This is a genomic window from Bacteroides sp. K03, assembly GCF_019734355.1.
GTDB lineage: Bacteria > Bacteroidota > Bacteroidia > Bacteroidales > Bacteroidaceae > Bacteroides > Bacteroides nordii.
Genome location: NZ_JAASHC010000003.1, coordinates 50,284 through 64,543, shown reverse-complemented (window position 1 = coordinate 64,543; position 14,260 = coordinate 50,284). Strand labels below are relative to the sequence as shown.

The following is a 14,260-nucleotide window of genomic DNA, read 5'->3' as shown; positions in this document are numbered from 1 at the left end:
TTCATCATTATATGATACTGTTATTGAAACGCAGAAACTCACAGATTCACGCAAAGCATATCATCGCTCAAGTATAGCGCAGCCATTTAATCTGCGAAAATCTGCGATCATTTGCGTTTCAATAAAACACTGTCACATAGTATGAACTTAATTTGAAGTATTACTTATATGAAAAAGATAGCATTGATTTACGCTGCCAATTCGGATAAGACGGCCTTGGTAGCAAAAAAGATACAAAAAGAGCTGGGTGATGCAGTTGAGATAGTCTCTGTAGAGAACGCCTGGCAGAATGATTTTGAAGCATACGACCATTTGATTGTGGGAGCTTCTACCTGGTTTGACGGAGAACTGCCTACCTATTGGGATGAACTTCTGCCGGAGCTGAGGACACTTCAACTGAAGGGAAAGAAAGTAGCCATCTTTGGCCTGGGTGACCAGGCAAAGTATCCTGATAACTTTGTAGATGGTATGGGCATACTGGCAGATGTTTTTGAAGAAGACGGAGCCACCCTGGTTGGTTTTACTTCTACAGAGGGATATAAATTTAATAAGTCTCGTGCACTGCGTGGCAATCAATGGTGTGGCTTGGTTATTGATCTTGATAATCAGGCGGAACTGACGGACAAGCGGGTGAGGGAGTGGTGCAAGGAGATTATAAAGTAGTGATTAGTGATTAGTGATTAGTGGGCTGCGCTATGGCAACGATTGCGCAGCCCACTAATCACTAATCACTTATCGCTAATCACTTACCACTAATCACTCTCTCTCCCTACCAATACCAACAAATACCGAAAGCCATTGGCGATACATCCGGTCCCTTTCCTTTTTCAAAGAGTCCGTAGGTAGAATAACGCAGATAGAAGCCCAGGCTGCCATATCCAGCTTGTGCCAGCAGGTTGATGCCTACCGGGTGTACATACATGCCTTTACCCAGTGTCTCTTTGTGTCCGTTTACTTTTGCCATTGATTTCACACCGTGGCGTATTTCCACTTCCGGTCCGGCAGCAAAGAATACGGGGCGACGTCCGTTGATCCTTGTCTGCCATTCGATAGAGATAGGAATACGAAAATGGAAGTAGCGCAGACGGCTTTTGTTATAAATCGTTTCCTCATCTCCGTCAAAGACACCCGTACTGCCTTCTGCTTTCAGGAAAGCCTGATTGCCGTCCAGACGGAAAGAGGTATATCCCCAACCCAGCCCGAAGGTCATCCCCCAGTGACGATCACGGGTCAGAGCAATATGGCTGGAGAAAAGATTGGCGCCGATTTCCCAGGATTTACCGGCATCCAGTGATGCTTTTCCGGTGGGGCCGAAACTATAGAAATCATTCGTGAGACGGCTGAATCCCATATAAAAACCACTGGAATGTGGGTCGAAGCGGTTGTGCTTTTTCGGTGCAAAGGGGAGCGCATCCAATATGCTTGGGCGGTCAGAGTCGATACGGGTGAGGTAGACGCCTTCAAAAAGCTTTTCTTCCTGTCTGGTGTCGTTACTGATATTCTCTTCGTAGATTTTGATTTTCACGTTACCTTCTCCCTTCAGGATAATGATAGAGTCGCCGGAAGTGTTTACGGTCGTTTGTTTTCTGGTTTCGTTTTCTTGTGCTGCAATACCCATGAACGGGAAGAGCATCATACATGCTAAAATGATCTTTTTCATGTCTTTATCGTTTTTATTGTTTTAGTTTTTTCTTTGGAATAAGAGTGCTACAAGCTCGTCCGAATTCAGATTGCCTTCGATATAGATCAAGGTAGCGCTGTTTTTCTTCCCGATCTTGAACAGGAGGAAACGGTTCAGCTTCTCTTTGCCTTTTTTCACCTGAGTGAGTTGGTAATAGGCAGTCAGCAGTTTACCGTCTTCGATGATCTCCTGTATTTTTTTCATAGTTCCTTCTTTCTGGTCTTTCTCCAGACAATCCAGTATATAAGGTAATGCTTCTGTCACATCTTTGAAAACCAGACTTTTGTATAGGTCGATACGGTAGGAGTCCAGCATGTCTCGGGACAATTCTACCATCGTCACACCCTTTTGCTTGCCGTATTTCTGAAATACGGAAGCACTGTGCAGATCTTCCTGCGCCTTTATACCAGCCGGGAAGGCAGCTAATAGCAGGATGATAAGTGTTGTGCGAATGACTGTGTTCATATAGGTTCTTTTTATTTTTTTTGATAGTTTACTACTGTTTCTATTCGCCAAAGAGGCTGTCGAGAAGTTCATCTTCGTCGAGGCTTACATTGCGGAAAGCCGCCATAGCTTGTTCGCGCACCAGATTTTCGTCCGTGTAGCACTTACCGTCGATGATGACGTAGCTGTCGGGCATAGCGTTGAAGTGACGGTGAATACCGGCAATGCCCAGTAGCAGAAGCAGCCCGGCGGCAATTCCGCTCAGGGTGTAGATGGCGTGGCGACGGAGCTTTCTTTGCTTTGTAGCAGGCTCTGTATCGGTGACCTTAGCTTGCCTGTTTTCTTTTTCAAGGAAAGCAAACAGGGGGCTGTATTCTTTCAGGTGTTCCGGCACGATTCCCTGGGTGAAGAAGTGTCTGAGTTCGCGTTCTTCTTCGCAAGAGGTTTCACCTTCAAAGTATTTATTTAATAATTCTTCTATATTCATGCTTCGTTTCTCCTTTTTCTTTCTTGTATGGTTTGCAGGTAAATGTCTCTAACTTTCTTTCGTGCTCTGGACAAGTTGCTGCGGATAGCTTCAGGATTACATCCGGTGATTTCCGCAATTTCGTCTGTTTCGTATTCCTGCACGTCCTTCATTTGTATGATGGTGCGTTGCAGACTGGGTAGCGAGTCGATGATTTCGCGCATCAGGCGGAATTCATCTTTCTCTTCGAGTACTCGCTCCGGAGTAGCCGATTGGCTGGGGGCTTGCACCTGATCCAGTGAAAGGGCGTCCGGGCGTCGGGCCCGCCAGATATCCATGCAGAGGTGGTGCGTCATGGTCATGGCCAAGGCTTCGATACTGCGGTATTCGTCCAGTCTCTGGCGCATATTCCATAGCTTCAGCATGACTTCCTGCACTGCGTCTTCGGCATCGGAGGGATCTTCTGTCAATTTCCGCGCATAGTTTAATAACTTTTCGCGGAGGGGTAGCACGTCTATTTTAAATTGTTTAAGTTCCATTTACATCAATAAGACGGAGGGAGAGGAGAAACGTGACATCAAAGATAGAATTTTTTTAAGTAAACTGGAAAGATAGGCTGCTTTCTGTCTCTGTTACAGTCTTTTTTATTAAGTAATCGTTCATCATTATGTGATACTCTTATTGAAATGCAGAAACTCATAGATTCACGTAAAGCATATCATTGCTCAAGTATAGCGCAGCCATTTAATCTGCGAAAATCTGCGATCATTTGCGTTTCAATAAAATGTTGTCATAGTATGAACTAAATTTGAAGTACCACTTACTATTATCAAACTATCATTTGCTGATAAGCTGTTGCATAGGAGTCTTTAAGCAAGGATAAACAATGGTAGAGGTAACGATTGGGTAACCGTTTGGCAAATACTTAACTTTTATTGTTGGCAGATCCTATTCTGATATACTTGAAAACCATGTTGTACCAATAAAGCGGGGAATCTCATACTATCTGAGATTCCCCGCTTTATTGTAAGAGAAAAACTCTTTACTCGTATTTTTTGCATTCTTCTATTAGCTCTTCACTACATTGTTCCGGAGCTAATGGTGAAAAAAGTTCTATTAAATTATCTTCAGGATCGCGCAAATGCACCGTGCGCATTCCCCAATCAGCCATATTGGTGGGTTCATTAACAAATACCACACCCTTTTCTTTCAACGCTGTATAAGTATCGTCAACATTGTCTACACTGAATGATACAAGTGATTTCTCTCGGAATCCAACAGGCAGTTCTTTATTCGCATTACCTACAGACGGTGCCATCCAATCGGATACAAAAAGGGCAAATCCTTCTATTCCGTCTGCTACCTTAAAACTGGCATATCCACTGTTCTCATCGCCCCAAGCCGGTTCCAATCCAAGTTGTTCAGAGTAGAACTTAAAACATTTAGCAAAATCCTTAACCAATAATCTTACATTACTAAATTTCATTGTTGTCGAATTTTTATGGTTATTCTTATACGTGTGTTTCTTGAATTATTCATTAGCAATGACTTTTATATCTTTCCCAGTATCTTATCCATCACCCAATTGGTAAGTGTGGCACTTTCGCCGTCGCACGTACAGATTGATTTTCCTAACAGATGGTCTACCACTGCCTGAATAAGCGGTTGTTGTACATGTTCAGGGTTTTCGATATGTATCTCTTCCCGTCCTCGTTCCGTATGTAGTGCAATGGGATCAAATGAAAAGACGGAGAAACAGATCATACCTTTGTCACCGATAATTTCGATACGGTCTTCCTTGGCGGACTCATGTGCAACGAAGCACCAGGAGCCACTCCCTACCAGTCCGTTGTCAAACTGGAAGCAGGCACTCAATGTGTCTTCTGCCGGATACAATCCGCCACGGTTACTTTTATAACCACTGGCTTCGAGGATGCAACCAAACATCTCCTGCAATAAATCTATCTGGTGAGGGGCGAGATCATAGAAATAACCACCTCCGGCGATGTCTGCCTGCACCCGCCAGGGTAGGTTGTCGCGGTTATAGTCCAGATCGCGGGGAGGCTGGGCGAAGCGGATTTGTATATTGATTACATTGCCGATAGCACCTTCTTCCACAAGCTGTTTTACCTTGATGAAGTAGGGCAGGTAGCGACGGTAGTAAGCCACGAAACAAGGAACGCCCGTTTCGCGTGAGATACGGTTGATACGGGTGCACTCTTCATAAGTGACGGCCATTGGTTTCTCTATATAGGCGGGCTTGCCGGCTTTCATTGACATGATGGCGTATGTGGCGTGAGAGGAAGGGGGAGTGGCAATGTAGATGGCGTTTACCTCCGGATCATCAATAAGCTCCTGAGCATCGTCATACCATTTTCTGATACCTCTTTCCTCTGCATAAGCTTTTGCTTTGGAGCCGTCACGACTCATTACGGCCACCACCTCAGAGCCTTCCACCTTTTGGAACGCAGGGCCGCTTTTCTTCTTTGTCACTTCACCGCAACCGATGAAGCCCCATTTAATAATCTTTTCACTCATACCTATCTGTTTTTTTTACGATCACAAAGATAAGAATATTTTTCTGTCAAGAGCATATTTATTGATTCTTAACTTAAAAGCGTTCCTTTTGAGAGAAAATGCTGTTTGCATCATAACACAGTGGTATTTCTATCGTAACATACCGGGAAACAAACCGTAACATATTGGGAAACTTTTGGCGAGTACCGGGGAAAATAGCATGAAGTATCCAGCTCGCAGGCTTTCTATGACGTATGTGCATAAAAAAAGGAGAGCGCGTAGTGCCCCTCCTTTATGTGCAGTTTAACTGAATCTCCTTTATGAATCCATTGACCAATATACGACATTGAAATCTCAAAGCCAGGCTTTTCACCTTTTATTCTCTTACAAATCACTTCCTACTCCTTGCCATAGTATTTTCGGTAGATTTCTTTGTATTCTTTTCCTTCACGGAATTTTGTAAGCCAGGAGTTGAGGCTGTCCAGTAATACAGGTGATTGCTTGCTGACACCCCATGAATAAAATTGTGTAAAGCTGATATCCGTACTGATGTCAAGTTGTGGCAACGAATCTGCCGCTGCCCGGGCAATGCTTTCGTCGCACACGGCATAATCGATATCTCCGTGAGCTACCATTGCTATCAGTTGTTCCGAACCGTATTTTTCTACTTCGTTGGTGTAAATCGTATCTCCTATCTCATTTCCCAGATTGCGAATGCGGAGGATGGATGGCGAACCTTTTACTACATGGAGTGTCCGCCCTGCCAGATCGAGCTGATTTTTGACAAAGAGTGAATCGTGCTCGGATACAGGTTTGCGTTGAACTAACACCTGTTTGCTTAGAATGATGGGGGAAGTGAGAAGTAAAGAGTCCTTGAGTTCGCTGGTCACCAGGATGCCGTAGGCGATAACGTCATACTTTCCTGTTTCTAATCCTTGCAACCGTTGCCCGAAACTCATCACTGGAGATACCTGTGCCTGGATTCCCTTATCCCGGGCGAAGGCTTCTATCAGTTCGTAGTGAAAGCCCGTCACCGTATCACCGTCCACGTAAAAGCTGATAGAATTGTATTCTGTTGCTGCATGGAGAATGCCGCTTGCAATGATCTCGGCATAGTCTCGCGGATGTCCGTTCTCTTTCTCCTTCTTCTGTGGCCAGAGCCAAAGTACCAGAAAGCATATGACTCCCAGTAACAGGTATTTCAGATATTTCCGTTTTATTGGTTTCATAGGTTCACGAGGTCATTAATCGTAGAAGTTCCAGGAAACTCCAAACTTTAGCAATCGTGGATTGATCGGATAGTGGGGAGCATAAAACGAGTTCGGCCGATTTATAAGTCCGTCGTTCACGTGATACATCATGACGAAGAAACGTGTCCGTTTCAGGTGCAGATTGGCATATACATTGACAATAGGATAAGCACCTATCTCTACCTGATCTTTGGACGATTGAAGGTAAAATTGTCCGGTAGCAGGCATATAGGCCGGAGCATAATATTTAGTGAAGTAGCGTACATCGGCACCCAGTTGCACACTCAATACTTTCTTTGCGAGTTTAAAGTCGAGGTAAAGATTGTGGTACAACGAGAGAGTGGGGAGCGGAAGCACTGTACTGTTACTTGATTTCTGCCAGGTCACTTCATTGTCCAGATGGAGAATGCCGAGGCGAAAGTCTTGTGCCAGAGTAGCCGAAACTACCTGTACGTTGCCTCCAAATTGTTCGGGCACTGCCTGCTGGTTGAAGTAAGTATAATTCTTGATATTCTCTACGCCTGCTTTCAGATGCGTTTTCCAACGGTCGATGTTTAGTTCTCCTTCTATGCGGGTACGAAATTCCTTGTCCATGTTATCATTGTCCCAATAGAAGTGTTTGGAGTGATAATGGCGCATGTAGAACGAGGGCAGTGTGTTGCTGACAGACGCGCGTGCTATCAGGCTCACCGTATCCTTGCCCAAACGGAAGTTCAGATCGATATCTCCTTTTACGTTGAATTGTCCGATGGCTTTTCCCAATAAGCCTACTTCACCTATGGCGTGGTAGTGGAGTACTTTCCCTTGTCGCTTAGCCAGCTCGCCACCTACAAAAACCTCATTTTCTGTATAGTGATCTTTACTGACAGAGTCTGCATTCATCAGTTCATATTTACTGAGTTTATGCGATATGAAGGCAGTGACCCCGGCTTTGGCATATTTGTTAAAACCTTCGAGCAGGGAGATTCCAAATGTATTCTTTATGCCGATATAGGAGGTGGAATCATCCACCACATAAGGTTGTCCCGGTTTGATGTACGTATTTTGGTAATAATCTTTCAGTTGGTCGTTGGACGTAAATTTACGCTTCGTCCATTCCACCTGCATCGTGTGAATGAAACTGGTGACGGGCACAAACTCTTGTTGAGGAGGCAACGTATCATTTTCCTGTTGAGGGAGGTCGCGATGGAATCCCAGTTTGTAGCGTTGCGTCAGGAATACATAGCTGTCAGTATTACGGGAAGTGGCTGTATTCATCACTGTCGGCATGTTGGTAGATTCATACACTCTTCCACCTTCTGCTGCACCCTCGGGATCTTTGATATAATCGTCGTTCGTGATACCTCCGTTCTCGTTGTTCTTCAGGTAGTTGTAGCTATACAGCAAAGTCCCTTCATATTTCTCTCCCATATAACTGATAAAGGGAGCTGCGTTGAAGTATGAGGTACTTGAATGGTTGTAATATCCGCGTCCATACAGATAGTCGATGTTGAAGCCGAAAGCAAGCCGCTTGTTGACATTCACCGAAAAATAAGATTTGAAACGCTCTTCTCCGTTTATTTTGTTACCTGCTTTGTTATAGGTCAGATTCGTATATGGAACATTACTATTGGTAAAATTAAATTCATCAGGCCGCACGAAGAAGAAAGAATATGGCTGCATGAAGATAGTTGGTTCTGCTGCCTGCCGGTCAAAGAAGATACGAGACATACGTGGAGCACCCATGTTACCTAAGTAATTATAGTGTCCGGTCATACCTTCTGTCAGATTAGCATTCTGGTAGTTAAGTCGGACTGTATCGGCAGGAATACGGGTTACGTTTCCCAGATTTTCGCTGACACGCCACATGTAAAGTTTGGGTGGAAGTCCCTGGATTTCTACATTTGCGCTATCCAGACTTTGGGGACGCATGGCAGGGTCTATCTGGTTGCCATATTGGTCTACGATATTGCCAAATTCATCCTGTCGGTCTCCGTACGGATTGTTTGGGTTGACTTGCGCTTGGATAGCCAACTGACCTACGATAAAGAGTAGTATATATGTAAGTAGGATTCGTCTCATAATTGGGCGCAAATATACGACAAAAAAGTTGAAGCTTACAGAGTTGAAACCTTAATTAATTGAAAGTTGAAAATTGAAAATTGAAAGTTAGCTGCGCTGCCATGCTGCATAGTAACTTTCAATTTTCAATTTTCAACTTCCAACTAAATTAAGCCTCCCTGATCAGTTCCATCCCTTTCTTGATGGCTTCTTCATTCATCGGTATCAGGTGATGATGGCGTTCGGGGAGAGTTTTCTTTAATCCTTTGATAACATTTTCCAGCGTTACAATAGGACGTAGTTTCAGTAAGCCACCCAGTACGATCATGTTGAATGCTTTGGCATTCTTCATTTCATTGGCTGCATCCATAGCATCAATGCGGTATACTTTGATGTCTTTGCGGGTAGGTGGGTTGATAATTCCGTATCCGTCGTAGATAAGAATTCCACCCGGCTTGATACGGCTCTCAAACTTCTCGAGCGAAGGCTGGTTTAATATGATAGCTGTGTCATACTGACTTAGAATCGGAGAGGAGATTCTGTCATCACTTACGATCACCGTTACGTTGGCAGTTCCACCGCGTTGCTCCGGTCCGTAAGCTGGCATCCAGGTTACTTCTTTGCCTTCCATCAGTCCGGAATAAGCTAAAATTTTTCCCATAGACAGTACTCCCTGTCCACCGAATCCTGCTATAATTATTTCTTCTTTCATTTTTTAATAATGTGCTAATGTGCCAATGTGCTAATGTGTCAATTAAGGGTTACATTTGCTGTTTGGCCGAATTAATAATGCTGTTTAGTAATCTCAATATGTCGCCGAGGTCATTTAGCAGATTCTTTTCATAGGGATAATTTGTAGCTTCTTCACAAAGCAATAGCCAGTATTTGGTCTCTTCTGCTTCCTTTGCAGCTATTTTGAGTTTATGAATAAAATCAGCTCTACTCTCACAGTTTTGTGCCTCATGTATATTTGCGCCAATAGATGTTCCACTTTTTAATAATTGGTGGGATACTACAAATTTTTTGTTTTGTTCAAGAGTTTCGCAATAGTTTATGATAGATAAAGCAAATGCAAAACTCTTATCCAAAACAATATTTCCAGTCTTTATTGGCATATTGGCACATTGGCATATTGAATAATCATTATTCTTTATTTTTCAAGTCACCGAGCGGATAGAATGGGAACATATGTTCTTCCATCCATTTGTTAGACTTTTCGGGAGTCATTTTCCAGCCGGAACTACAAGTAGAAACAATTTCTACCAGGTTGGAGCCTTTGCCAGCCATAGAGTTTTCAAATGCTTTGCGGATCGCTTTCTTTGCTTTACGGATTGCAGGAACCGATTGTACGGATTGACGGGTAACGTATGCCGTACCTTCCAGTTGCGCAGCAATTTCAGTAATTTTCAGAGGATATCCGTGCAAGTCTACATCACGTCCGTAGGGGCAAGTGGCGGTTTTCATACCCACGAGGGTTGTTGGAGCCATCTGTCCACCGGTCATACCATATATGGCATTGTTGATGAAGATGATAGTGATATTCTCACCGCGATTGAGTGCATGGATTGTTTCGGCTGTACCGATACAGGCAAGGTCACCATCGCCCTGGTAAGTGAATACCAGACGGTCCGGCCATAAGCGTTTGATGGCTGTTGCCAATGCAGGGGCACGTCCGTGGGCTGCTTCCTGCCAGTCGATATCGAGATAGTTGTAAATGAAAACGGCACAACCTACGGGAGAGATACCAACGGTTTTATCTTCCATTCCCATCTCTTCAATGACCTCGGCTATGAGCTTGTGTACCACACCGTGACTGCAACCCGGGCAGTAATGCATGGCGTTATCATTCATCAGAGTCGGTTTTTTATAAACCAGATTCTCGGGCTTGATTATTTCTTCTTTAGTCATAACTTAATTTTTTTTGGTTGATGAGGTTTAAGTTGACAATTTGACAAGTGGATTTACCATCCTGCATCTTGTCTTTTTGTTAACTTTCTCCTTATCTGTTGGTGAATCGTATGAAAAACTCCATCAGCTTGACAAAGATTGCCGCACCGCATACGTATATGAATATCTTGAAATCGTCTGCTACAAAGTAAACGATAATAGCCGCTAAAGCGAGTATGATGAAAAGTATATTCAATACGTTTCTTATTTTATCGGGATTCATCTTTTTATTTACAATTTAAACATTTACAATTTACAAAACTGAACACAGCCATTTACGATTTGAAGTATCTACAATTTGCTTTTATCCGCAAGGCAAATTGTAAATTGTAAATGGTCATTGTATATTACATGATTTTTTCTTTCAGTGCACTCACAATCTCGTCCGGATCGGGCACAATACCACCAAGACGGCCAAAGTGTTCTACTTTTATTTTTCCGTTTACTGCCAGGCGTACGTCTTCGATCATTTGTCCGGCATTCAACTCAGTAACAAGCATACCTTTCACCTTATCGGCATACGCTGCAATAGCTTTTGTGGGGAACGGCCACAGAGTGATAGGACGAAGCATACCTACTTTGATACCCTCTTCACGTGCCAGCTCCATTGCCTTCTGTCCGATACGTGCCATAGAGCCAAATGCTACAATCAGGTATTCCGCATCTTCACAGTCTATTTCTTCAAAGCGCACTTCGTTTTCTTCGATTACGCGGTATTTTGCCTGGAAACGGATGTTGTTCTTTTCCATTTCTTCGGGGCGGAGTTCGAGCGAAGTGATAATATTGGGTTTACGGTCTTTGGTTTTACCGGTAGTGGCCCATGGACACTGTTCGATTACTTCTGCATCCGTGCGACGGGGTTTCATCGGTGGCAATACTACTTTCTCCATCATTTGTCCGATAACACCATCGGCAAGGATGATGGCAGGGTTACGGTATTTGAAGGCCAGTTCGAAAGCGAGCCCAACGAAGTCGGCCATTTCCTGTACAGAAGCCGGGGCAAGTGCAATCAGTTTATAGTCGCCATGTCCACCACCTTTCACTGTTTGGAAATAGTCTGCCTGGCTTGGCTGGATGGTTCCCAGACCAGGACCACCGCGCATTACGTTTACGATCAGACAGGGGAGTTCGGCTCCTGCCAGATAAGAGATGCCTTCCTGTTTCAGGCTGACACCAGGGCTTGAAGAGGAGGTCAACACCATTTTCCCACTTCCGGCACCGCCATATACCATATTGATAGCTGCTACTTCACTCTCTGCCTGGAGCACTACCATACCGGTGGTTTCCCACGGTTTCAAGTCGGCCAGCGTTTCCAATACCTCCGATTGCGGAGTAATAGGATAACCGAAGTATCCGTCGGCACCACAGCGAATGGCTGCATGGGCGATGGCTTCGTTACCTTTCATTAATACTACTTCTTCTGTCATAATAATAATTTGCTAATCTACTTTAACTTTATACACAGAGATACATCCGTCCGGACAAACCGTTGCACACGAGCTGCATCCGTTGCAGGTATCTTCCAATACTTGGCGGGCATAATTGTACCCCTTTACATTCACCTCTTTGGTGAGTGATATTACATCGAGCGGACAAGCCACTACACACAGGTTGCAGCCTTTGCAACGCTCCGTGTCGACCACGATTGCTCCTTTAATTTTTGCCATAATCTATCGATTTTATTACGTTTATTGATTATACATGTCTTTGTGATAGAACTCCAGAATATCCATTACCATCTTGCGAGCTTGCAAGGCAGGACTTTCGGGGTTAATCTCGATGGCGGATTGATAATTGTTGAGGGCTTGCTGCCAGTTGCCTTGCTTTCGGTAGGCATTGCCCCGCAGGTAGTAAACTTCGTCTTTGGGGGCGAAGTCTGTTTGAGTGAGAAGAGCATCAAGGGCTTCAATTGCTTTATTTATATCTCCCTGATTGATAAGCTCTTTTATGGTCTCCAATTGTTTCATATTTAAATGAGTTTCAGAGTTTGCACCACAAAGATAGTTTTTTATTTATATACACAGCTTATGTCGTGGGTTAAATTTATCCTTATTGTACTTTTTCTTATCAAAAATGAGGGTGTATAGGTGGGTTTTAACGACATTTTGTTATTTTATGTTTTTAAGCAGAAACTACCTGATTGTTAGCGTATAATGGATTTAATGTAGAAAAAGAAATGGGGGGATTGCATATGTAGATAATGCCAGAAGGAAGCAGTGTAATAATGAAAGTTAAGAAAGGAGCGGATAGGGTGGGAAGAATACGAAAGACTGTACCAGAATGAATCTGGAACAGCCTTTTCTCAATCGTTTTGTTACTTCACGAGTTCACCGTTGATGTACAGATTTTTTAGAGTGACATCGTGAGCACCTTTGATGTCGTTGCCTCCTTTGGCTACGTTGTTGAAGTGAGAATCTTCTACGCTGATATTGTATACATGCTGGTCGTCATCCAGTCCGATGATAAGCACTCCCAGACGGCTTTTTTGGCAGGTTACATTTTTCAGGTGTACATTGCGCACGGTAGGAGTGAAGCCACGGTTGCACTGTTCCCGGTTCTCATATTGCAGATTGATGCGTAGTACGGCTTCCCGGCATTGTCCTACGGTGATGTTGCGTACAAATACATTTTCGATGATTCCACCCCGGCAGGTACTGGTTTTGATACGGATCACCCGGTCGAGATTCGGGCTGTCCATCTGGCAATTCTCAACAAACAGGTTACGATAGCCGCCGGATATTTCACTACCGATAACAACGCCACCATGTCCGTTTTTCATTTTACAGTTGCGTACGATGATGTTTTCGCTGGGTATATTCCATTTGCGCCCGTCTGCATTGCGTCCCGATTTGATGGCGATGCAATCGTCCCCGGTATCAAAAGTGCAGTTCTCTATCAGTACATTTTTGCAGGATTCAGGATCGCATCCATCTCCGTTGGGGCCACGGTTGAATATGTTGACACCACGTACAATCAGGCTTTCGCAGAACAGAGGGTGAATCACCCAAAAGGGAGAGTTCAGTAGTGTGACATCTTCTATCAGGACGGTACTGCATGCATAAAGATTGATTAACTGAGGACGCAGCCCGTCTTCCGGAGTCATGATGCGTTTGTAAACCGGGGTTGATGTTTCGCCGTACATCAGCAGGCGCTCACGTCCACCGTTGCGCTGTGCCACCATTCCCTCTTTCCAGCCATATTTGGGTGCGCCACACATGGGCCACCATGTTTCGTTGGAGCCTTGACCGTCAATGGTTCCTTTGCCGGTAATAGCAATATTGGTTTCGCCATAGGCGTAGATTAGTGGGCGGGCGTTGTAACAATCCAGCCCTTCCCAACGGGTGATTACTCCGGGGAAGTATAAGCTCTGGTCGGTGAGGAATTTTAGTACGGCACCTTCTTGCAGATGAAAGTTAACGTTGCTTTTCAGGGTAATGGGGCCTGTATAAAAGGTTCCTTGGGGGACAACAACTGTGCCGCCACCAGCAAGGCTGCATTTGAGAATAGCCTGGTTGATGGCTTCGTGGCAGGGCTCGGTTTCATTGTCCGGTTTTGCACCAAAGTCAGTGATATTGTAGGTTTGTTTTGGGAAAGAGGTTTTCTTGATTTGTTTTTCAATCTTAGCACTTTCTTTGAATGCTTTGTCAAAGTCAATCGGGTTGGCAAAAGCAATTGCTGTTACTAACAGTAGAGACAGGAAGCTAAATCGTTTCTTCATTTGTTTCTTGTTGTTTTTTTGATGGATATTGGATTTTAAGTATGCAAAAATACGAAGTAACGCGGTTTTTGTGCGATATATTTTGATTGAAAGGGTGTAATTTTTGATTAATATAAGGGGGAGGAGAGGTAGAAAGGGGGATAGTATTATAATAAAAAATAAAGAGAGACATACAGTAATGCGTCTCTCTTTATTCT

Annotated in this window: 16 protein-coding genes; 1 reads left to right on the top strand and 15 read right to left on the bottom strand. The window is 44.0% G+C overall.

Annotated elements, in window-relative coordinates; translation table 11 throughout:
- Positions 1-168 precede the first annotated feature (168 nt).
- Positions 169-663, top strand: coding sequence for a flavodoxin (locus HCG69_RS02940; RefSeq protein ID WP_221648778.1), 495 nt, complete (start codon positions 169-171; stop codon positions 661-663).
- 106 nt (positions 664-769) lie between these two features.
- Here the strand turns inward: HCG69_RS02940 and HCG69_RS02935 are convergent, their stop codons facing one another.
- From HCG69_RS02935 to HCG69_RS02865, 15 genes are all read right to left on the bottom strand, one after another.
- Positions 770-1,660: a hypothetical protein gene (locus tag HCG69_RS02935; RefSeq protein ID WP_221648777.1), complete on the bottom strand. Its 891-nt coding sequence runs from the start codon at positions 1,658-1,660 to the stop codon at positions 770-772.
- A gap of 21 nt (positions 1,661-1,681) precedes the next feature.
- The gene (locus HCG69_RS02930; RefSeq protein WP_221648776.1) at positions 1,682-2,146 is read right to left on the bottom strand and encodes a DUF4252 domain-containing protein; all 465 of its coding nucleotides are present in this window, start codon (positions 2,144-2,146) and stop codon (positions 1,682-1,684) included.
- 40 nt (positions 2,147-2,186) lie between these two features.
- On the bottom strand, positions 2,187-2,612 hold the full coding sequence (locus HCG69_RS02925) for a hypothetical protein (RefSeq protein ID WP_195350717.1): 426 nt from the start codon (positions 2,610-2,612) through the stop codon (positions 2,187-2,189).
- Positions 2,609-3,130 carry an RNA polymerase sigma factor gene (locus HCG69_RS02920; RefSeq protein ID WP_221648775.1) on the bottom strand — a complete coding sequence of 174 codons (522 nt, stop codon included), beginning with the start codon at positions 3,128-3,130 and terminating at the stop codon, positions 2,609-2,611. Before HCG69_RS02920 ends, HCG69_RS02925 begins: the two co-directional genes overlap by 4 nt.
- Positions 3,131-3,633: 503 nt before the next feature.
- Entirely contained in the window at positions 3,634-4,077 is a 444-nt protein-coding gene (locus tag HCG69_RS02915) for a VOC family protein (RefSeq protein WP_002561687.1), read from the bottom strand.
- Between the two features lie 65 nt (positions 4,078-4,142).
- Positions 4,143-5,129: a Gfo/Idh/MocA family protein gene (locus HCG69_RS02910; protein ID WP_195349549.1), complete on the bottom strand. Its 987-nt coding sequence runs from the start codon at positions 5,127-5,129 to the stop codon at positions 4,143-4,145.
- 377 nt (positions 5,130-5,506) lie between these two features.
- A complete protein-coding gene (locus HCG69_RS02905) occupies positions 5,507-6,337 on the bottom strand; it encodes a transporter substrate-binding domain-containing protein (protein WP_002561685.1) in 831 nt (276 codons plus the stop codon).
- A 15-nt stretch (positions 6,338-6,352) separates the two neighbouring features.
- Entirely contained in the window at positions 6,353-8,419 is a 2,067-nt protein-coding gene (locus HCG69_RS02900) for a putative porin (protein WP_221648774.1), read from the bottom strand.
- Between the two features lie 148 nt (positions 8,420-8,567).
- Entirely contained in the window at positions 8,568-9,110 is a 543-nt protein-coding gene (locus tag HCG69_RS02895) for a 2-oxoacid:acceptor oxidoreductase family protein (protein WP_221648773.1), read from the bottom strand.
- A 49-nt stretch (positions 9,111-9,159) separates the two neighbouring features.
- The gene (locus HCG69_RS02890; protein WP_221648772.1) at positions 9,160-9,513 is read right to left on the bottom strand and encodes a four helix bundle protein; all 354 of its coding nucleotides are present in this window, start codon (positions 9,511-9,513) and stop codon (positions 9,160-9,162) included.
- A gap of 28 nt (positions 9,514-9,541) precedes the next feature.
- The gene (locus HCG69_RS02885; RefSeq protein WP_002561682.1) at positions 9,542-10,306 is read right to left on the bottom strand and encodes a thiamine pyrophosphate-dependent enzyme; all 765 of its coding nucleotides are present in this window, start codon (positions 10,304-10,306) and stop codon (positions 9,542-9,544) included.
- A 386-nt stretch (positions 10,307-10,692) separates the two neighbouring features.
- Positions 10,693-11,772 carry a 3-methyl-2-oxobutanoate dehydrogenase subunit VorB gene (locus tag HCG69_RS02880; protein WP_007484986.1) on the bottom strand — a complete coding sequence of 360 codons (1,080 nt, stop codon included), beginning with the start codon at positions 11,770-11,772 and terminating at the stop codon, positions 10,693-10,695.
- A 12-nt stretch (positions 11,773-11,784) separates the two neighbouring features.
- Positions 11,785-12,012, bottom strand: coding sequence for a ferredoxin family protein (locus HCG69_RS02875; RefSeq protein ID WP_002561679.1), 228 nt, complete (start codon positions 12,010-12,012; stop codon positions 11,785-11,787).
- A 21-nt stretch (positions 12,013-12,033) separates the two neighbouring features.
- Entirely contained in the window at positions 12,034-12,312 is a 279-nt protein-coding gene (locus tag HCG69_RS02870) for a tetratricopeptide repeat protein (protein ID WP_195349551.1), read from the bottom strand.
- 347 nt (positions 12,313-12,659) lie between these two features.
- Positions 12,660-14,063 carry a glycoside hydrolase family 28 protein gene (locus tag HCG69_RS02865; protein WP_025867700.1) on the bottom strand — a complete coding sequence of 468 codons (1,404 nt, stop codon included), beginning with the start codon at positions 14,061-14,063 and terminating at the stop codon, positions 12,660-12,662.
- Between the last annotated feature and the right edge of the window lie 197 nt (positions 14,064-14,260).